Origin of the sequence: Actinomadura sp. NPDC048394 (genome assembly GCF_040651755.1) — a bacterium.
Classification (GTDB): domain Bacteria; phylum Actinomycetota; class Actinomycetes; order Streptosporangiales; family Streptosporangiaceae; genus Spirillospora; species Spirillospora montaniterrae.
In genome coordinates, this window is sequence record NZ_JBEZJL010000103.1 from 15,250 (window position 1) to 33,493 (window position 18,244).

At 74.8% G+C, this 18,244-nt stretch carries 17 protein-coding genes; 9 read left to right on the top strand and 8 right to left on the bottom strand.

What is annotated here, in order from left to right:
* Nucleotides 1–36: 36 nt before the first annotated feature.
* Complete coding sequence (locus tag AB0C78_RS45310) at nt 37–825, top strand: helix-turn-helix transcriptional regulator (protein WP_360760928.1); 789 nt, start codon at nt 37–39, stop codon at nt 823–825.
* On the opposite strand, the gene AB0C78_RS45315 is transcribed toward AB0C78_RS45310, so the two are convergent.
* Nucleotides 804–1,604, bottom strand: a complete 801-nt coding sequence (locus AB0C78_RS45315) for an SDR family NAD(P)-dependent oxidoreductase (RefSeq protein ID WP_360760930.1) — start codon at nt 1,602–1,604, stop codon at nt 804–806. The genes AB0C78_RS45310 and AB0C78_RS45315 overlap by 22 nt on opposite strands.
* An 84-nt stretch (nt 1,605–1,688) precedes the next feature.
* Between AB0C78_RS45315 and AB0C78_RS45320 the strand changes: the two genes are divergently transcribed.
* Nucleotides 1,689–2,321: a TetR/AcrR family transcriptional regulator gene (locus AB0C78_RS45320; RefSeq protein WP_360760932.1), complete on the top strand. Its 633-nt coding sequence runs from the start codon at nt 1,689–1,691 to the stop codon at nt 2,319–2,321.
* Nucleotides 2,322–2,417: 96 nt separating this feature from the next.
* On the opposite strand, the gene hpaD is transcribed toward AB0C78_RS45320, so the two are convergent.
* From hpaD to AB0C78_RS45340, 4 genes are read right to left on the bottom strand one after another with little or no spacing between them, the layout of a single operon-like run.
* On the bottom strand, nt 2,418–3,437 hold the full coding sequence (gene hpaD, locus AB0C78_RS45325; protein ID WP_360760934.1) for a 3,4-dihydroxyphenylacetate 2,3-dioxygenase: 1,020 nt from the start codon (nt 3,435–3,437) through the stop codon (nt 2,418–2,420).
* Nucleotides 3,434–4,939 carry a 5-carboxymethyl-2-hydroxymuconate semialdehyde dehydrogenase gene (gene hpaE / locus AB0C78_RS45330; protein ID WP_360760936.1) on the bottom strand — a complete coding sequence of 502 codons (1,506 nt, stop codon included), beginning with the start codon at nt 4,937–4,939 and terminating at the stop codon, nt 3,434–3,436. Before hpaE ends, hpaD begins: the two co-directional genes overlap by 4 nt.
* A gap of 41 nt (nt 4,940–4,980) precedes the next feature.
* A complete protein-coding gene (gene dapA, locus AB0C78_RS45335) occupies nt 4,981–5,913 on the bottom strand; it encodes a 4-hydroxy-tetrahydrodipicolinate synthase (RefSeq protein ID WP_360760938.1) in 933 nt (310 codons plus the stop codon).
* Nucleotides 5,914–5,938: 25 nt separating this feature from the next.
* Entirely contained in the window at nt 5,939–7,369 is a 1,431-nt protein-coding gene (locus AB0C78_RS45340; RefSeq protein WP_360760940.1) for a fumarylacetoacetate hydrolase family protein, read from the bottom strand.
* A gap of 187 nt (nt 7,370–7,556) precedes the next feature.
* Here AB0C78_RS45340 and AB0C78_RS45345 point away from each other — a divergent pair, with 187 nt between their 5' ends.
* Together AB0C78_RS45345 and AB0C78_RS45350 are read left to right on the top strand one after the other, a co-directional pair.
* Nucleotides 7,557–8,297 carry an alpha/beta fold hydrolase gene (locus AB0C78_RS45345; protein ID WP_360760942.1) on the top strand — a complete coding sequence of 247 codons (741 nt, stop codon included), beginning with the start codon at nt 7,557–7,559 and terminating at the stop codon, nt 8,295–8,297.
* Nucleotides 8,298–8,348: 51 nt separating this feature from the next.
* Nucleotides 8,349–9,017: a GntR family transcriptional regulator gene (locus tag AB0C78_RS45350; protein ID WP_151543813.1), complete on the top strand. Its 669-nt coding sequence runs from the start codon at nt 8,349–8,351 to the stop codon at nt 9,015–9,017.
* An 81-nt stretch (nt 9,018–9,098) separates the two neighbouring features.
* On the opposite strand, the gene AB0C78_RS45355 is transcribed toward AB0C78_RS45350, so the two are convergent.
* Entirely contained in the window at nt 9,099–9,836 is a 738-nt protein-coding gene (locus tag AB0C78_RS45355) for an SDR family NAD(P)-dependent oxidoreductase (RefSeq protein WP_360760945.1), read from the bottom strand.
* A complete protein-coding gene (locus tag AB0C78_RS45360) occupies nt 9,833–10,825 on the bottom strand; it encodes a methyltransferase (RefSeq protein ID WP_360760947.1) in 993 nt (330 codons plus the stop codon). The genes AB0C78_RS45355 and AB0C78_RS45360 overlap by 4 nt, the downstream gene beginning before the upstream one ends.
* A 118-nt stretch (nt 10,826–10,943) precedes the next feature.
* Between AB0C78_RS45360 and AB0C78_RS45365 the strand changes: the two genes are divergently transcribed.
* Complete coding sequence (locus AB0C78_RS45365; protein WP_360760949.1) at nt 10,944–11,924, top strand: aldo/keto reductase; 981 nt, start codon at nt 10,944–10,946, stop codon at nt 11,922–11,924.
* A 1-nt stretch (nt 11,925) separates the two neighbouring features.
* Here AB0C78_RS45365 and AB0C78_RS45370 read toward each other — a convergent pair whose 3' ends face one another.
* A complete protein-coding gene (locus AB0C78_RS45370) occupies nt 11,926–13,305 on the bottom strand; it encodes an amidohydrolase family protein (protein ID WP_360760951.1) in 1,380 nt (459 codons plus the stop codon).
* 118 nt (nt 13,306–13,423) lie between these two features.
* On the opposite strand from AB0C78_RS45370, the gene AB0C78_RS45375 reads away from it, so the two are divergent.
* From AB0C78_RS45375 to AB0C78_RS45390, 4 genes are read left to right on the top strand one after another with little or no spacing between them, the layout of a single operon-like run.
* Nucleotides 13,424–14,374 carry an alpha/beta hydrolase gene (locus AB0C78_RS45375; RefSeq protein ID WP_360760953.1) on the top strand — a complete coding sequence of 317 codons (951 nt, stop codon included), beginning with the start codon at nt 13,424–13,426 and terminating at the stop codon, nt 14,372–14,374.
* Complete coding sequence (locus tag AB0C78_RS45380; protein ID WP_360760955.1) at nt 14,374–15,141, top strand: ABC transporter ATP-binding protein; 768 nt, start codon at nt 14,374–14,376, stop codon at nt 15,139–15,141. The genes AB0C78_RS45375 and AB0C78_RS45380 overlap by 1 nt, the downstream gene beginning before the upstream one ends.
* Nucleotides 15,138–16,937, top strand: coding sequence for an ATP-binding cassette domain-containing protein (locus AB0C78_RS45385; protein ID WP_360760957.1), 1,800 nt, complete (start codon nt 15,138–15,140; stop codon nt 16,935–16,937). The genes AB0C78_RS45380 and AB0C78_RS45385 overlap by 4 nt, the downstream gene beginning before the upstream one ends.
* A gap of 53 nt (nt 16,938–16,990) precedes the next feature.
* Nucleotides 16,991–18,154, top strand: coding sequence for an ABC transporter substrate-binding protein (locus AB0C78_RS45390; RefSeq protein WP_360760959.1), 1,164 nt, complete (start codon nt 16,991–16,993; stop codon nt 18,152–18,154).
* Nucleotides 18,155–18,244: the final 90 nt, after the last annotated feature.

Here is an 18,244-nt window from a genome sequence, read left to right on the forward strand (position 1 = left end):
GCGAGCACGGACAGGGTGAGCGCAGAGGAACCGGGGATGGACAGGCGGGAGCTGGCCGGCTTCCTGCGCAGCCGGCGCGACCGGGTCCGGCCGGGCGAGGCGGGCTTCGCCGCCGGCGGGCGCCGCCAGACGCCCGGGCTGCGCCGCGCGGAGGTCGCGCTGCTGGCCGGCATCTCGGTGGACTACTACATCCGGCTGGAGCAGGGGCGCGGGCCGAGGCCGTCCGCGCAGGTGCTCGCCGCGCTCGGCCGCGCGCTCCGGCTGACCGGCGACGAGACCCGCTACCTGCTCGGGTTCGCGGCGCCGCCGCCGGTGCCCGCTCCGGCGGAGGTCCCTGCCAACGTGCTGCGGCTGCTCGACCGGCTGGACGGCGTCCCGGCGATGGTGATCAACGCCTGCTACGACGTGCTCGCGTGGAACCGGATGCTGACCGCGCTGATCGGCGACCTGGCGCAGGCTCCGCCGGAACGGCGCAACACGCTGCGCTGGCTGTTCGGTGGGCCGCTGGAGGGCGCGCGGCTCGAGCTGGCCCGCCGGTGCGTCGCCGACCTGCGCGCGAGCGGCCGCTATCCCGCCGACCCGGCCGTCCGCGCGATCGTCGGCGAGCTGTCGGCCGCGAGCCCGCGGTTCGCCGGGATGTGGGCGGCCCGCGAGATCGAGGTGCAGCGGACGATCACCAAGCGCGCCGTCCATCCGGTCGCGGGCGAGCTCGAACTCGACTGCGAGATCCTCCCGGTCCCCGGCGGCGAGCACCGCGTCGTGCTCTACACGGCGGCGCCGGGCAGCGCGTCGGAGCGCGGGCTTCAGAAGCTCCGCGGCACCTGAATCCGGCGCGCCGCGGCCCGGGCCGCCAGGCGCCCGACCGCCGGGACCTCCAGCGGCAGCAGCGAGGGGAACGGGTGGACGCGGCGGTGCTCGCCGCGCTCGATCGCCCGCACGACCGCCCGCGCGGCGGACTCGGGGGAGACCGGCGGGAGCGTGCGCACCGGCTTGCCGCGCCACGGCAGCAGCCCGACGTCGCGGGCGTCGGTGTCGGTGGCGCCCGGCACGTACTCCAGGACGGTGACGCCGGTGCCGCGCAGCTCGTTGCGCATCGTGCGGGTGGCGTGCGCGAGCGCGACCTTCGCCGAGCCGTAGTGGCCGAGCATCGGGACCGGCAGCGCCTGCAGCGTCGACGTGACGTTGACGATCACCCCGCCGCCGCGCATCCCCGGCAGCAGCGCGCGGGCCAGCGCGAGCGGCGACCAGAAGTTCGTCTCGAACAGCGCCCGCGCGTCGGCGCCGTCGCCGAGCTCGCCCTGGGCAGCGACGAGCCCCGCGCCGGCGTTGCTGACCAGCACCCGCACCCCGTCCAGCGCCCGCGCCGCCGCACCGGCGAGCTCGGCGGCGGCGCCCGGGCGCGACAGGTCGGCCTCGATCACGTGCGGGCGCGTCCCGCCGCGCGCCGCGATCCGGTCGGCCACTTCCTCCAGCGCGTCCCGCCGGCGCGCCGCGATCGCCAGCCGGGCACCGCGCCCGGCCAGCGCGAACGCCAGCGCGCGGCCGATCCCGCTGGACGCGCCGGTGAGCAGGACCGGCGCGTCCGCCAGCTCGATCCGGGCCATCATCGCCTCCCGTATTGACTGATTATCAATCAATACGGGAGGCTAGACTCGCCCGCGACCGCACGTCAATCCGAGGAGCCGCCCATGGCTCAGCCCGGCAAGTCCCGGCCCGACCGCCGGCGGATGCTGGTCGACGCCGCCGCCGAGCTGTTCGCCGGCCGCGCCTACGACGAGGTGACCACCACCGAGATCGCGCGGCGGGCGGGCGTCGCCTACGGGCTGATCGCGCACCACTTCGGCAACAAGCGCGGCCTCTACCTCGCGACGATCCGCGCCGCCGCCGACCGGCTGCGGGTCGTCCACGAGGCCGAGCCCGAGGGCGCGACGCCGGGGGAGCGGCTGCGCGACGCCCTCGACCGGCACATCGCCTTCATGGAGGCCAACGCCGCCGGGTTCCTGGCGGTGATGCGCGGCGGGAACGGCTCCGACCCGGAGGTCCGCGCGATCGTGGAGGACCTGCGCTGGCAGGGGGCGCGACGGCTGCTGGACGCGCTGGGAGTCCCCGGCCCGGCACGTCCCGTGCTGCGCACCACGATGCGCGGCTGGGTCGGCTACCTGGACGAGGTCGTCATCGACCACCTGCGGCACCGCGACGTCCCGCGCGAGCGGCTGGCGGCCCTCGCGGCGGCGACGCTGGCGGGCGCCCTGCGCGCCGCGTGCGCGGCCGACCCGGAGATCGGCCTGGACGCCGAGGTGATCGGCCTGCTCGACGCCTGACGCCCGCCGGCGCCATCGACCTGCGGCCGGGCGGCGCGGCCGTCACCGACCCGGCCGCCCGGCATGGTGCAGGGACCACCCGGCCCTGAGCGGGTTCTAGCCCTTCGTCCCGTCCACGATCCCGAGGCCGTCGGCGCCGACCCGCACGGACGACTCGTCAAGGACGGACTCCGACACCGGCTGGACCGCACCGTCCAGGTCGAGGACGGGCGACGCCTCCTTGTACCAGGACTCGATCACCGCGTTGCCCCAGAAGTCGCGGCGGCGGTCGTCGTGCACGTTCCACCGGAACGTCTCGTGGTCGGGGTCGCCGGTGTAGTAGTCGGAGGTGTAGATCTCCACCCGGTGCCCGTCGGGGTCGCGCAGGTACACGTAGAAGGCGTTGGACACGCCGTGGCGGCCGGGGCCGCGCTCGATGTGGTGCTGCTTCCCGAGCGAGCCGAAGACGTCGGCGGTGTGCAGCACCTGGTGCGACTCGTGCGTGGCCATCCCGATGTGGTGCAGGCGGGGGCCCGCGCCACCGGTGAACGCGACGTCGTGGACGGTCTGCTTCCGGTACATCCAGGCCGCGTACAGCTCGTGCTCGTCGCCCTCGATCGTCTCCGAGCAGCCGAACCCGAGCGAGCGGTAGTGCGCGTACGCGGCGGGGATGTCGGGGGTGCAGACGTTGAAGTGGTCGAGCCGCGCGATGCGGGCGCCCCGGTGCAGGTCGTAGCGCTGGATGAGGCGCTCGCCGCGCGCGATGCCGTGGAAGAACTCGACGGTGAAGCCGAGCGGGTCGACGACCCGGACGGCGTCGCCGACGCCGTGCGTCCCGGTCCCGGCGGGGACGCGGCGGACGGGCCGTCCGAGCCCGGCGAAGAACCGTCCGGCGCGTTCCACGTCCTCGGGCGCGCGGACCCGGTAGGCGATGTGGTCCAGCGCCGCGACCGGACCGGCCCGCAGCACGAGCGAGTGGTGCGTGAGCTCGTCGGTGCCCCGCAGGTAGAGGACGTCCGCCTCCTCGTGCTGGACGTGCAGGCCGAGCATGTCGACCCAGAACCAGCGGGCCGCCGCCAGGTCGGTGACGGCGAGCTGCGCGTAGGCGGAGCGGATGACGTCGGGGGGTGTGCTCATGACTGCTCCTGGGCGCCGAAGCGGGGCGTGCGGGCCTCGCCGAGCATGACGTGCACGATCTTCAACTCGGAGAAGAAGTCGATGCTGTGCGCGCCGCCCTCGCGGCCGAGGCCCGAGTCCTTCACGCCTCCGAAGGGAGTGCGCAGGTCACGGACGTTGTGCGAGTTGATCCAGACCATACCGGAGGCGACCGCGTGGGCGATGCGGTGGCCGCGGCGCAGGTCGCCCGTCCACACGTAGGCGGCGAGCCCGTAGCGGGTGGCGTTGGCGAGCTCGACCGCCTCGGCCTCGTCGTCGAACGGCGCGGCCGCCACGACGGGGCCGAAGATCTCCTCCTGGAAGATGCGGGCGTCGCGCGGCACGTCGGTGAACACGGCGGGCTGCAGGTAGTTGCCCTCGGGCAGGTGGCCGGGCCGCTCGCCGCCCGCGATGAGCTTCGCCTCCCGCCTGCCGATCTCGACGTACTCCATCACGCGCGCGTAGTGCTCGGGGTGCACGAGCGCGCCGACCTCGGTGGACGGGTCGGCCGGCGGCCCCACCCTCACCTTCCCGGCGCGCTCGGCGAGCCGCCGGGTGAACTCCTCGTACACGGGCCGTTCCACCAGCACCCGGGACCCGGCCGTGCAGCGCTCGCCGTTGAGGGAGAACACGCCGAACACCACCGAGTCGAGCGCGGCGTCGAGGTCGGCGTCGGCGAACACCACGACCGGCGACTTGCCGCCGAGCTCCATGGACAGCGCTTTCAGGCCGTCGGCGGAGCAGCGCATGATGTGCCGCCCGGTGTCGGTCGAGCCGGTGAACGACAGCAGCGGCACGTCCGGGTGGTCGACGAGGGCCTGCCCGGCCACCTCGCCGATCCCGTGCACGATGTTGACGGCGCCCGCGGGCACGCCCGCCTCGGCGAGGATCTCCGGCCACAGCCCGGCCGACAGCGGCGTCCACTCGGCGGGCTTGAGCACCAGCGTGCAGCCGGACGCCAGCGCCGGCGCCAGCTTCCAGCTCTCCAGCATGAACGGGGTGTTCCACGGGGTGATCAGCCCGGCGACGCCGGCGGGCGTGCGCACCACGTAGTTGATCTGCTGGTCGCCGGCCCGGTAGGCCTCCTCGCCGAGCGCGACGACGACGTCGGCGAAGTAGCGGAAGTTCTCCGCGGCGCGGCGCGCCTGCCCGCGCGCCTGGGTGATCGGCAGGCCGGAGTCGAACGACTCCAGCTCGGCGAGCCGGTCCTCGCGCGCCTCGACCGCGTCGGCGACGCGGGTGAGGACGTTCGCGTGCTCGCGGTTCCCGAGGGCCGACCAGGCGGGGAAGGCGGCCTTCGCGGCGGCGACGGCGCGGTCCACGTCGGCGGGGCCGCCCGCGGCGGCGACGGCGTAGGGCGCGTTGGAGACGGGGTCGGCGACGTCGAAGACCGCGCCGTCGGCGCTGTCGGTGAACGCGCCGCCGATCCAGTGCCGGATGCGGTCCGGCAGGCCGGCGGGGCGGGGGCTGGAGGGGACGGGCATCGTGCTCTCTTCCGGTTCGGTGGTCGGGGCGGCGGCGCGGGTCAGGGCCGCCTCGCCAGGGCCGCGGTGAGGTCGCCGGCCTGGTCGAGCAGCGCGCCGATGCGCGCCCGCGCCTCGGCGGACGGCGCGGTCAGCGGCGGCCGGACGCGCCCGGACGGGATCCGGCCGCAGCGCTCCAGCACCCACTTGGCGGGCGCCGGGTTCGTCTCGACGAACAGCAGGTCGACGAGGGGGTGCAGCCGGTAGTGCAGGTCGCGGGCGGCGGCGTGGTCGCCGGCCGTCCACAGCTCGTACATCCGGGCGACCGCGTCCGGGGCGAGGTTGGCGACCGCGCTGACGAACCCGGCGCCGCCGAGCGCCAGCAGCGGCAGGCACAGTAGCTCGATCCCCGACCAGACGAGCAGCTCGGGCCCGCAGGCGTGCAGCACGCGGGAGAAGTGCTCGAAGTCCCTGGTGGTCTCCTTGATCCCGACGACGTTGTCGAAATCGGTGAACAGCCGCCGGACGGTCCCGGGCGCGATGTCCACGGCCGTGCGGGACGGCACGTTGTAGATGACGATCGGCAGGTCGGGGAACTCGCGCGCGACGGTCGCGTACCACTCGTACAGGGCGTCCTGCGTGGGCCGCGCGTAGTACGGGGTGATGACCAGCGCGGCGTCGGCGCCGGCGTCCCGGGCCGCGGCGGTGACCTCCAGGGTCTCCTCCAGCTTCGCCGAGCCGGTGCCGGGCAGGAACGGGACGCGGTCGGCGATCTCGCCGGCGGCGGCGCGGATCGCCTCGATGCGCTCCGCGGCGGTCTGGGCGCTCGGCTCGCCGGTGGACCCGCCGAGCGAGACGCCGTGCGAGCCGGACTCCAGCTGCCAGCGGACCAGCCCGCGCAGCGCGTCGAGGTCGAGGGCGCCGTCGGCGGTGAACGGCGTCACCACGGGGGCGATCGACCCGCGGATCGTCGCCGGGTCGGTGCGGAACTTCACATGTCCTCCTCGGGAAAGGGGCTGGTCAACGGCCGTCGCGGCGCCAGGCCTCGTACGCCTCGCGCCAGCGCGGCCCGAGCGGGTACAGGCCCTCGATCGGCTCTCCGGCGGCGACGCGCTCGGTGATGAAGCGCTCCTGCGCCTCCTGCTCGACGGCGTCCCCGACGAGTCCCTCGACGAGGTCCGGGGGGATCACGACGACGCCGTCGGCGTCGCCCACCAGCACGTCGCCGGGCTGGACGAGCGCGCCGCCGCAGGAGATCGGCAGCCCGGTGTCCCACGGCACGTGCCGGCGGCCGAGGACGGCCGGGTGCGCGCCGCCGTGGAAGACCGGGACGTCCAGGCCGGCGACGGCGGCGCTGTCGCGCAGCCCGCCGTCGGTGACGATGCCCGCCGCGCCGCGCTTGGCGGCGCGCAGCGCGAGGATGTCGCCGATCGTCCCGGCGGTGGTGTCGCCGCGCGCGTCCATCACCAGCACCTGCCCGGGCCGCAGCTCCTCCACGGCCCGCTTCTGCGCGTTCATGCCGCCGCCGTGCGCGGTGAACAGGTCCTCGCGCAGCGGCAGGTAGCGCAGTGTGTGCGCGGTGCCGACCATCTTCGTGTCGCCGCCGGCCGGGTGGACGCCGTCGATCGACATGTGCTGGAGGCCGCGCTTGCGCAGCTGGGAGCTGAGCGTCGCGGTCGACAGCCCGCGCAGCGCCTTCTCGGCCGCCGGATCCAGGGCGGGCTTCGGCCGGTACGCCGGGCCCCACGCGTCGGCGCGGACCGCCTCGTCCACGCGGGGCATCGCGCCCCATTCGGGCAGCGCGCGGTCCGCTTCGACGACCTCGTTGCGGAGGCGTCCGGTGGACAGCCGCCCGGCGGTCACCTCGACCTCGACGGTGTCGCCGGGCGCGGCGACGGACGCCCCGGCCGGGGTGCCGGTCAGGATGACGTCGCCGGGCTCCAGCGTGACCAGCCGGGACAGGTCGGCGACGAGGTCGGCGAACGGGAACAGCAGCGCGTCGCTGGTGCCGTCCTGGACGAGCTCGCCGTTCACCCACGTGCGCACCCGCAGCCCGCGCGGGTCGAGGCCCCGCGCGTCGAGCAGCCGGGGGCCGATCGGGGTGAACCCGTCGGCGCCCTTGGAGCGCAGGTTCGAGCCGCGGTCGGCGTGGCGGAGGTCGTGCACGCCCGCGTCGTGCGCCGCCGTCACCCAGCCGACGTGGTCCCAGGCGTCCGCGGGGGAGGCGTGCCGCGCGGTGCGGCCGATGACCAGGGCGATCTCGCCCTCGAACGTCATCAGCTCGCAGCCGGCCGGCCGGGTCAGCGGGGCGCCGGAGCCGGCCAGCGAGGACGGCGGCTTCAGGAAGTAGGACGGCGCCGCCGGGATCCGGCCGCGCTCGCGGGCCCGGGAGGGGAAGTTCAGGTGCACGGCGATGATCTTCGAGGGCCGGTTGCCCAGGGGGTGCGGCACGGGGCGCTCCTGTGACGGACGGGGAGGACGGGCAACGAAATCGTATATGAAGTCATGCACAATGTCGAGGGGAGGCTGCTCTGGTGTCGGACGCGGCTCGTTCACCGGACCGGGGGAGCGGGCGCGGCCGGGTCGGTACAGTATGATCGCAAATCGTGTACGAAATCCTCTAGGAGGTGCTGGAAGGATGCGCGACAGAGGCGGCCTCGCGGCCCGCACGCTCACGCCCGCCGAGCCCGCCGGCGCGCCGCCCGTGCTGCTCGTGCACGGCTTCGGCTCCGACGGGGCGGCCGACTGGATCGACACCGGCACGGCCGCCGCCCTCACCGGCGCCGGCCGCACCGTCGTCGTCCCCGACCTGCCCGGCCACGGGGACAGCCCCGCACCGCGGTCGGCCGCCGAGGCCACCGCCCCGGCGCTCGCCGCCGCCCTGCTGGCGGTCATGGACGGCGCCGGCGCCGCGTCCTTCGACATCGCCGGGTACTCCCTCGGCGCCCGCCTGGCCTGGGAGGTCGCCGCGACCGCGCCGGACCGGGTGGAACGCTCCGTCCTCGGCGGGCTGAGCCCGGCCGAGCCGTTCACCGCCGTCGACGTCGGCGCCCTCCACCGCGCCGTGGCGGACGGGACCCCCTGCCCCGACCCGTTCACCGCGGCCATCGCCGCCATGGTCACCGCGCAGGGCGACCGCGCCCGCGGCCTCGCCCTGTGCGTCGAAGGGCTGCGCTCGACGCCGTTCGCCGGCGGCCCCTGGAACGCGAAGGTCCTTCCCGTCTTCGTCGTCGGCGAGAATGATGACCTGACCCGAGGAATCGGGGACCTCGCCGAGGGGCTCGGCGGGGCCGGGCTGGTGACCGTTCCCGGCGCCCACCACGAGGTGCCGGGCGGGGCGCGCTTCCGGGAGACGCTCCTGGACGCGCTGGCGCGGTGACCGGGCCGTGGACGGGACCGTGGGGTGCGGGCCGAGGATGAGGAGAACCGGGTGAGTTCCGCCAGGAAGCAGGACCAGGGCAAGGAGAGCAAGGCAGAGTTCTGCTACGAGCTGCTGCGGTCGCGCATCCTCGATGGCACCTACGTGCCCGGGTACCGGCTGGTCATCAACCAGCTCGCGCAGGAGACCGGGGTCAGCACGATCCCGCTGCGCGAGGCGCTGCGCCGCCTGCAGTCCGACGGGCTGGTCGAGGTGGTGCGCAACGTCGGCGCCCGCGTCGCGGTCTTCGACGCCGAGCAGGTCGAGCACACCCTGCAGATCCTGGCGCGGCTGGAGGGGTACGCCACCGCGATCTCCGCGCCGCTGATGAAGGCCGCGCACATCGACGCCTCCCGCAAGATCAACGACCGGATGGTGGAGGCGCTGGAGGAGTTCGACCCGACCGCGTTCACCGCGCTGAACCGGGAGTTCCACTTCTCCATCTACGAGCACTGCCCGGACGCGCACCTGCGCTCCCTCCTCGAGGCGGAGTGGACCCGCCTCGACCACATGCGCCGCTCCACCTTCAGCTACGTCCCCGGCCGCGCCCGCCGGTCGGTCGAGGAGCACGAGCGGATCCTCGGGCTCATCTCCGGCGGCGCCGACCCGGCCGAGATCGAACGCGTCGCGTGCGCCCACAAGAACGCCACCGCCGACGCCCTCCACACCGCCAGGGGCTGACTCCCGGGGACGTCCCCTGGACGTGACCGGACGCGCCGTCCCCGCCGGGCGAAGGAGAGGGGGCGGCGCGTCCGGGGTCCGTCAGGTGAGGAGCTGGCCCCCGTCGACCTGGACGATCGCGCCGGTGATGTGCGCGGCCTGGTCGGAGGCCAGGAAGAGCACCAGCGGGGCGACGTCGCCGGTGCCCGCGATCCGGCCGAGGGGGATGCGCGCCTCCCACGCGGCGCGGGCCTGCGGGTCGTCCATCAGCCCCGCGGTCATCGGGGTGTGGACCGGTCCGGGCGCGACGCCGTTGACGCGGATGCCGTGCGCGGCGAGCTCGAGCGCGGCGGTGCGGGTCAGCGCGTCCACCGCGGCCTTGGTGGCCTCGTAGTGGCCGAGGCCGGCGGTCGGCTGGCGCGCGCCGATCGAGCTGACGTTGACGATCCGGCCCTTCGTGCCGTGCTCGACCATCTGGTTCGCGACCGCCTGCGTGACGGTGAACGTGCCGCGCAGGTTGACGGCGACGACGGTGTCGAACACCTCCAGCGGCAGCGCGGTGAGGGGGCCGCCGCCGGCGACCACGCCCGCGTTGTTGACCAGCACCTCGACGGGCCCGGCGAGCTCGGCGGCGCGGGCGGCGCCGGCGGCGACGGACGCGGCGTCGGTGACGTCCAGGGTGACGGCGGAGCAGCCGATCTCCCCGGCCGCGGCGGCGGCGCCGTCCTCGTCCCGGTCGGCGATCACGACGCGGTCGCCCGCGGCGGTGAACGCCGCCGCGACGGCGCGACCGATGCCGCTCGCGCCGCCCGTCACCAGGACGGACCGCCCGGCGCTCACCGGGCCTCCGCGATGATGATCCGCGGGCTGCCGGGCAGCTCGCGGGTCTCCGCCGGCTCCCAGCCGGCCTCCCGCAGCCAGCCGCGCACCTCGTCCTCGGGGTAGACCACCGTGCCGTCGATGACCAGGTACTCGCCCGCGTGCAGGGCGTCGATGGCGCGCTGCTGCGGGTCCGCGTCGAGGAAGAAGTCGAGCAGCACGAGGGTGGCGCCGTCGGAGGCCGCGCGCCGCGCCTGCCCGATGATGGCCCTGTTCTGCTCCGCGTCGAAGCGGTGCACGACGTGTTCGAGCAGGACGAGGTCGTGCGGCTCGGGGACGTCGCCGGTCACCGGGTCGGTGCGGACGACCTCGACGCGGTCGCCGGCGCCCGCGTCGTCGATGACCTTGCGGGCGGCGTCCACCAGCTCGCCGGCGGAGGCGAAGGTTCCGCGGGCGTCCGGGGCGGCGGCGAGCGCCTCGGCGAGGAACGAGCCGGACAGCCCACCGAAGTCCAGGATCCGCCGGTAGGGGGTGAAGTCGAACGTCTCCGCGAGCATCCGGGCGTGCAGGGCGTTGTAGGTCATCACGCCGCTCATGAAGGTCCGCATGCGGTCGCCGGCGAGGTCGAGCGGCTGCGGCCGGGCGGTCCGGGCCGTGCCCGCGAACCCGAGCCAGTGCCCGTAGCTGATCGCGTCGAGGAAGGCCAGGAAGGGGCGCAGGTCCACGCCGTGCTCGCCGCCGGCCAGGTAGGCGGCCGTGGCGGAGGTGTTGGCGTAGCGGCCGTCCTCGCGGGCCAGCAGGCCGAGCCCGGACAGGGCGTCGCCGAGGATCCGGGCGGTGCGCTCGGGCAGGCCCGTGCGGGAGGCCAGCTCGGGCGCGGTCGCCGGGCCCGCGGCCAGCGCGGCGAACACGCCGGCCTCGCTCGCCGCGAACAGCTGCTTGGCGGCCATGTAGCCGGTGGCGACGCCGAGGATGCCGGACGGGTCGGCGCCGGGGGAGGGAAGCGGCATGCGGATCTCCTTCTGCAAAAGAATATGCAGGATGCTATACGATCAGTCGGGTCAACGGCCAGCGGCGGGCGCGGGCGGGCGCCGCCCGCGACGGCCGGCCACCGATCGGAGGTCAGCGATGGAGTTCTCGGAACGGGTGCCGAGGCGCCGCCTGGGCGCGGACGGCCCGGAGGTGCCGCCGCTGGCGCTGGGGTCCTGGAACACCTGGGACCGCATGGAACGTGAGGCGGCCGCCGAGCTGGTCCGCGCCGCCGCCGAGCACGGCGCGGCCATGTTCGACGTCGCGCACTACGACTTCGGCCCGCATGCCGAGAACGCCGTGACGGACGTGCTGTTCGGGCAGGCCGTCCGGGACGCGGGCCTCGCGCGCGAGGACTACCTGCTGTGCGGCAAGCTCTGGCTCTGGGAGTACCCGGCCCTGTCCTTCGCCGAGCAGATCGAGGTGTCGCTCGGGCGCATCGGCACCGACCGTGCCGACATGGTCGTGGTCGGCGACTTCCTGGAGAGGCCGGACCTGCGCGCGGTCGTCGCCGACGTCTCCGAGCTCGTGCGGGCGGGGCGGTTCGCGGCGTGGGGCGTCAACAACTGGTCCGCCGCCGACGTGGACTTCGCCCGCCGGTTCGCCACCGCGGAGGGCCTCGTCCCGCCGTCGTTCGCGCAGCTGAAGTACAGCCTGGCCCGCCGCTCGGTGCCCGAGGGGGCGCCCTACCACCGGCTGTTCGAGGACGGCCTAGGCCTGCAGGCGTCGGACGTGCTGGAGGGCGGGATCCTCGCCGGGAAGCTCGACCCGCAGCGCAAGATCGGGCAGGACCCCGGCGGCATCCGCGACCGGATCCGCGCCGCGTACCCGCAGGTCCGGAAGGTCGCCGAACGGTTCGGCGCGACCCCGGCGCAGCTCGCGATCGCCTACTGCCTCACCCATCCCGCCGTGGCGAACGTCCTGGTCGGCGTCAGCCGCAGGGCGCAGCTGGACGACAACCTCGCCGCGCTGGACCTGCTGGCCCGGCACGGCGCCGACCTCCCGCAAGCGGTCGCCGCCCTCTGGCTGGACGAGGGCGTGGTGGACCCGGCCGCCTCCTGGGGCACCACCGCCCCCTGACTCAACGGAGTTCGTGGATCACCCGGCCGTCCAGGACGGTCATCGCCACCGGCACCGTCGGCAGCGCGTCGGGCTCCAGGTCGAGCAGGTCGGCGTCCAGCACGCACAGGTCGGCGACCTTGCCGGGCTCGATCGAGCCCTTCTCGTGCTCGGCGCCGTCCTGCCAGGCCGGGGTGATCGTGTAGGCGCGGAGCGCCTCGGTGAGCGCGAGCCGCTGCGCCGCGCCGCGGACGCTCCCGTCCACGCCCCGGCGGGTGACCGCGGCCGCGACGCCGATCCGCCAGTCCGGGGTGAGCACGGGCGCGTCCGAGCTGAGGGACAGCCGGACGCCCGCGTCGAGCGCGTCGCGGGTGGGCCAGGCGTCCCGCAGCGCGTCCTCGCCGAGCGCGGCGGCCAGCATCGGCTCGGTCGCGACCGGGATGCCGGCCTGCGTGTTCAGCCCGATCCGGCGGGACGCCAGGACGCGCAGCGTCGCGGGGGACAGCAGGTCGCCGTGGATGACGTAGTGCCGGGCGTCCCGCCCGTCGCGGTCCGTCGCGGCGGCGAGCGCGTCCGCGACGACGCGGGTCGCGCGGTCCCCGGTGGCGTGCACGCCGATCTGGTGCCCGGCGCCGTGCGCCATGCCGATCATCGCGCGGAGCGCGGCCTCGCGCTCGCCGTCGTCCGCGCCGTCGACGAGCAGCGCACCGTGCCCGCCGTCCGCGTACGGGCGGTCGGTCCAGGCGGTGCGCATCGGGGGGATGCCGTCGGCGAAGATCTTCACGCCCGCGACGCGGAACCGGCCCGGCACGTCCGGCGGCGGGACGAACTCGCGCAGCCCCTTCTCCAGGTCCGCCGCCGAGCTGCGGCCGTCCAGCTCGCCGAACAGCATCAGCGCGGTGACCCGCGCCTTGAGCGCGCCCTCGGCGGCGAGGTCGGCGTAGTCGCGCAGCGCGGCGGAGCCGAAGCAGCCGCTCGGGCCGCCGTCCTCGCCCGGGCCGAGACCCGGCTCGGTGTAGCTGGTGACGCCGAGGGAGGCCAGCAGGCCGGACGTGCGCAGGATCGCGCGGCGCCGGTCGGCGGAGGTCTCCAGCCGGGACGGCGCCTCGTGCGCGTGCCCGCCCGATCCGGCCAGCTGGTCCATCAGCAGGGACGGCCACATCGCGCCGAGCCAGACGCCGTGCAGGTGCGAGTCGTTGATGCCGGGCAGCACCGACCGCCCGGCCAGCCGGACGACCCGGGTCCCGCGCCCGACCAGCGGCGCGACCTCCGCGGCGGTGCCGGCGCGGGCGATGCGGCCGGCGCGCACCGCGACCGCCTCCGCCACACGGTCCCGGGCGTCGGCGGTGTGCACCCGGCCGCCGGTGAGGACGAGGTCGGCCGGGGTGGATTCGTCGGTCATATCGCGCTCCAGCTCTGGACACCGTTGACGGGATGCCTTTAACGTACACGGAATCAGATACGATTTTGGAGTGCCCGGCCCCCAGGGCATGGGCGCACCGGGCCTTCGGAGGTAATCGATGCCCCTTCATCCCGAGGCGCAGCGGATCGTCGGCCGCACCCCCGCCGAGGACCCGGACGCGGCGGCGGCGCCGCCGGACGTGCCCGCGATGCGCGAGCGGTTCCGGCTGATGTGGACGATGCCGGAGGACCTGCGGCCGGTCGGCTCGGTCGCCGGCACCGCGATCCCCGGCCCGGCCGGCGACCTCCCGGCGCGTGTCTACACCCCCGAGGGCGACGGCCCGTTCCCCGCGTTCGTCTGGTTCCACGGCGGCGGCTGGACGATCGGCGGCCTCGACGAGAACGAGTACGCCTGCCGCGCCGTCTGCGCGGAGGCCGGGGCCGTCGTCGTCTCCGTCGACTACCGGCTCGCCCCGGAGAACCCGTTCCCGGCCGCCGCCGAGGACGCCTACGCAGCCGTCCAGTGGGTCGCCGCACACGGCGCGCAGATCAACGCCGACCCGTCCCGGATCGCCGTCGGCGGCGAGAGCGCCGGCGGGAACCTCGCCGCGGTCGCCGCGCTCAAGGCCCGCGACCTCGGCGGACCGGACCTGGCCTTGCAGGTGCTCGTCTCGCCCGTCCTCGGCCACCCCGAGGACGGACGCGCCTCCTACGCCGAGTTCGCGGAGGGCTACTTCCTCACCAAGGCCAGCATGGAATGGTTCTTCACCACCTACCCGACCGGCCCGGCCGACCTCGACGACCCCTACCTCCTGCCGCTGCGCTCCAAGGACCTGTCCGGGCTGGCACCCGCGCTGATCCTCGAAGCCGAGTGCGACGTGCTCCGCGACGAGGGAGAGGAGTACGCCCGGCGGTTGAAGGACGCCGGAGTGGAGACCGAACTCGTCCGCTACGACGGCCTCATCCACGCGTTCTTCGGCCCGCTCGCCTCCGAGCTGTCGGTCGCGAAGCAGGCCCACTCCCGCGCGGCCGCCGCCCTCCGCGCCGCCTTCGGGACGGACGGCGCGTGATGGAGGCTCCGGCTCTCGCGCTGGAGGGCGTCGCGGTCGACCGGGCCGATGTGCCGGTCGTCCACGACGTCGCGCTGGAGGCCGCGCGCGGCGAGGTCACCGTCGTCCTCGGCGCGAACGGCGCGGGAAAGACGACGCTGATGGACGGCATCGCCGGCCTCGCCCCGGTGAAGTCCGGGACGATCCGGCTCGGCGGCACCGCCATCGAGAAGCTCGCCCCCTACAAGCGGGCCCGGGCGGGCCTCGGATACGTCGAGCAGGCGCGCACCACGTTCCGGACCCTCACCGTCGAGCAGAACCTGCTGGTCTCGCAGCAGGGCGACGGCGACCTGGCGACCGTCTACCGGCTCTTCCCCGAGCTGGACAAGCGGCGCGGCCTGCAGGCCGGGCACCTGTCGGGCGGCGAGCAGCAGATGGTGGTGCTCGGCCGCGCGCTGGTGTCGGCGCCGAAGGTCGTGCTGATCGACGAGATGTCGCTCGGCCTCGCGCCGCTGGTGGTGCGGCGGCTGATGGCCACGGTCGGCGAGCTCGCCGGGATGGGGATCGCGGTCGTGCTCATCGAGCAGTTCGCGAACCTCGCCCTGGACGTCGGCACCAGCGCGCACGTGCTCCGCAAGGGCCGGATCGTGTTCTCCGGCCCGTGCGCGGACCTGCGCGGCGACGAGCGGCGGCTGCACCGCCTGTACTTCGGCGGCGCACCGTCCGCCGGCGGCACCGAGACCGATCCGGACGGCGGGACGCCGGCGGCGGAGAGCGAGGCACGATGAACCCGATCGGCAGGCTCCGGTCCGGCCGGAGCCTCGGCGCCGGCCTCGGCGCGGCCGTGCTCGCCTGCGCGGTGCTCCCGGCGGTGCTGCCGCCCTACTGGATCTACCTGGCGATCAGCGCCGCGGTCAGCGCGGTGGTCATGCAGAGCTTCGGCGTGATCGTCGGCCGCGCCGGCGTGCTGTCGCTGTGCCAGATGTCGTTCGCGGCGATCGGCGCGTGGGTCGTGCTGAAGCTCAACGTGATGGGCGCGCCCGGCGGGTTCTTCGCCTGGCTGCTGCTCGGCGGCCTGGCGGCGGTGCCGGTCGGCGTCGCGATCGGGCTGCCCGCGCTGCGCATCCGCGGCGTGAACCTCGCGGTCGTCACCTTCGGCTTCGCCGTGTCCGCCGACATCGTGTGGAACGCCAACCCGTTCCCCGGCGCCGCGGACCTGACGATGCTGGACCGGCCGGCGCCGTTCGACACCGACGGCGGCTACTTCGTCCTCTGCGTCATCGTCTTCACGGTCCTCGCGGTCGCGCTGCGGGCGATCGGCCGGACGCGGCTCGGCCTGTCCTGGTACGAGCTGCGGCACTCCGAGCGCTCCGCCGCCGCGCACGGCGTCTCGGTGGCGCGCAGCAAGCTCGCCGCGTTCGCGATCAGCGCGTTCGTCGCCGGCATCGGCGGCGGCCTGCTGGCCGGGCAGCTCAGCATGGTGGTGCCGGGCAACTTCGCGATGGGGCAGTCCCTCGCGCTGTTCGCCGTCGCCGTCATGATCGGGCCGCACCATCCCGAGGGCGCGGTGCTCGGCGGGGTGTTCGGCGCCGTGATGGCGACGATCATGGACAAGCTGTCGCTGCCGCAGGACTTCGGCGGCGTGCTGTTCGGCGCCGGCGCGCTGCTCGCGCTGCGCAGCGGCCTCAGCCAGACCGACATGACCCGGATGCGCAAGCGCGAACGCGACGCCCGCAGGCTCCTCGACGCGACCGGCGGGGCACGCCCCGGCGGCGCGCCTGACGCGCCCGGCGCACCCGGTGGGCCTGACGCGCCCGGTGGGCCGAAGCCCGTCACCGTGCCGGCGCCGCGGCCGTCCGGCGACCCCCGCGTCCCCGCGCTGAAGGTCGGCGGGCTGACCGTCAGGTTCGGCGAGGTCGTCGCGCTCGACGCGGTCGACCTCACCGTCCCCGAGGGCGCGGTCGCCGGGCTGATCGGCCCGAACGGCGCCGGCAAGTCCACGTTCATCGCGGCGGCGACCGGGTTCGTCGCGGGCTACGAGGGCTCGGTGGAGCTGGCCGGCGTCCCGCTGGACCGGCTCGGCCCGAGCGCCCGCGCGAAGCGCGGCCTGCGGCGCACGTTCCAGACCACGGCGATCGCCCCCGAGCTGTCCCTGTACGAGTACCTGACGATCGGCTCGGGCCGGCGGCTGCCGCGCGCCGAGGCCGACGAGCTGCTGGAGTTCTTCGGCTGCCCGCCCGGCGACGTCCCTGTCTCCGTCGTCGACGCCGGAAGCCGCCGGCTGCTGGACGTCGCCGCGGCGATCGCCGTGAAGCCGCAGGTGGCGCTGCTCGACGAGCCCGCCGCCGGCCAGTCCGCCGCCGAGTCGCTGGCGCTCGGCCGGCGGCTCACCGAGGTCCCCGCCCGGTTCGGGGTGTCGATCCTGCTCGTCGAGCACGACATGGAGCTGGTCCAGGCGACCTGCGCGCAGGTCACCGTCCTGGACTTCGGGCACGTCATCGCGTCCGGCCCCACCGCCGAGGTCCTGGAGGACCCCGCCGTCCGGGCCGCCTACCTCGGGACCGCGGACGTCCCCGCGACCTGACGTCCCGCCCCCGACCCCCCTCTCACCCACCCCCCGCAAGCAAGGGCTCTGCCATGAAGCGCACTCTCTCGACGGCGGCGGCCGCGCTCGCCGTGTCCGTCACCGTGTCCGTGACCGCGGCCGGCTGCCGGTCGGGCGACTCCACCAAGGGACCGATCAAGGTCGGCTCCATCAACGGCATCACCGGGCTGTTCCAGACCCCCGAGGTACCGAAGGCCGTCAAGGCGGTCTTCGACGAGGTCAACGCCGCCGGCGGCATCGGCGGCCGCAAGCTGAGGCTGATCAGCAAGGACGACGCGATGGACCCGCAGCGCTCCAGCCAGGCGGCCCGCGAGCTGATCAAGTCCGACGGCGTGGTCGCGTTCGCCGGGTCCTCCAGCGCGGTGGACTGCGGGCTGAACCGGGCGACCTACAGCAAGGAGAAGATCGTCTCGGTCCCGGCCGTCGGCGTCGACCCGGCCTGCTTCACCAGCCCGAACATCGCCCCGGTGAACCCGGGCCCGTACGCGCTGACGACCGCGATGCTCTACTACGCGTCCGAGACGCTGAAGAAGCAGAGGATCTGCATCGACTACACCGTCCTGCCGGGCAGCGGCGGCGGCATCGAGAACGCCATCAAGAAGTGGACGGAGCTGACCGGCAAGACGCTCGCCCACAAGAACCTCGCGGTCGGCAACGGCGATCCGACGCGCTACCTCGTCGCCGACAAGAACGCCGGCTGCGAGGCCGTCCTCTACAACGCGACCGTCGCGCCCTGGTTCTCGCAGGCCAAGACGCAGGGCATGCAGAACGTCGACTTCCTGCTCGCGGCCAACAGCTACACCGACGCCAACGCGAAGGTGATCCCGGCGGGGATGAACGCCTACTGCGGCGCCGAGTGGCAGCCGTACACCGACCCCTCGCTGCCGGGCAACGACCGCTGGGCGAAGATCGTCGAGGGGAACGGCATCCAGAAGACCGCGTTCAGCCAGGGCGCGGTGATGGCGGCGGACCTCTTCGTCCAGGTCCTGAAGGGCATCAAGGGCGACATCACCCGCGCGTCCGTCACCGAGGCGTTCAAGACGATGAAGCCGGTCGGCTACCCGATGGCCGCGAACCCGTGGGTGTTCGGGCCCGGCAAGGAGCACAACCCGATCAAGGGAACCCGGTTCGTGAAGGCCGACAACGGCGGCTGGAAGGTCCTGCCCGAGGGGTTCACCGTCCCCGGCGAGAAGTAGCGGACGGGCAGAACCGACCGCCGGGCGCGCGGACCCCCGCCCCCCGCCACCGACGCCCGCCTCGAGATGGTTTTGATTGTTGGGCCGGGG

Excerpts from the sequence above, each read along its gene's own strand:
- AB0C78_RS45310 (WP_360760928.1), top strand. The coding sequence starts at position 37 with ATGGACAGGCGGGAGCTGGCCGGCTTCCTGCGCAGCCGGCGCGACCGG.
- AB0C78_RS45315 (WP_360760930.1), bottom strand. The coding sequence starts at position 1,604 with ATGGCCCGGATCGAGCTGGCGGACGCGCCGGTCCTGCTCACCGGCGCG.
- AB0C78_RS45320 (WP_360760932.1), top strand. The coding sequence starts at position 1,689 with ATGGCTCAGCCCGGCAAGTCCCGGCCCGACCGCCGGCGGATGCTGGTC.
- hpaD (WP_360760934.1), bottom strand. The coding sequence starts at position 3,437 with ATGAGCACACCCCCCGACGTCATCCGCTCCGCCTACGCGCAGCTCGCC.
- hpaE (WP_360760936.1), bottom strand. The coding sequence starts at position 4,939 with ATGCCCGTCCCCTCCAGCCCCCGCCCCGCCGGCCTGCCGGACCGCATC.
- AB0C78_RS45345 (WP_360760942.1), top strand. The coding sequence starts at position 7,557 with ATGCGCGACAGAGGCGGCCTCGCGGCCCGCACGCTCACGCCCGCCGAG.
- AB0C78_RS45360 (WP_360760947.1), bottom strand. The coding sequence starts at position 10,825 with ATGCCGCTTCCCTCCCCCGGCGCCGACCCGTCCGGCATCCTCGGCGTC.
- AB0C78_RS45365 (WP_360760949.1), top strand. The coding sequence starts at position 10,944 with ATGGAGTTCTCGGAACGGGTGCCGAGGCGCCGCCTGGGCGCGGACGGC.
- AB0C78_RS45370 (WP_360760951.1), bottom strand. The coding sequence starts at position 13,305 with ATGACCGACGAATCCACCCCGGCCGACCTCGTCCTCACCGGCGGCCGG.
- AB0C78_RS45375 (WP_360760953.1), top strand. The coding sequence starts at position 13,424 with ATGCCCCTTCATCCCGAGGCGCAGCGGATCGTCGGCCGCACCCCCGCC.
- AB0C78_RS45380 (WP_360760955.1), top strand. The coding sequence starts at position 14,374 with ATGGAGGCTCCGGCTCTCGCGCTGGAGGGCGTCGCGGTCGACCGGGCC.
- AB0C78_RS45385 (WP_360760957.1), top strand. The coding sequence starts at position 15,138 with ATGAACCCGATCGGCAGGCTCCGGTCCGGCCGGAGCCTCGGCGCCGGC.
- AB0C78_RS45390 (WP_360760959.1), top strand. The coding sequence starts at position 16,991 with ATGAAGCGCACTCTCTCGACGGCGGCGGCCGCGCTCGCCGTGTCCGTC.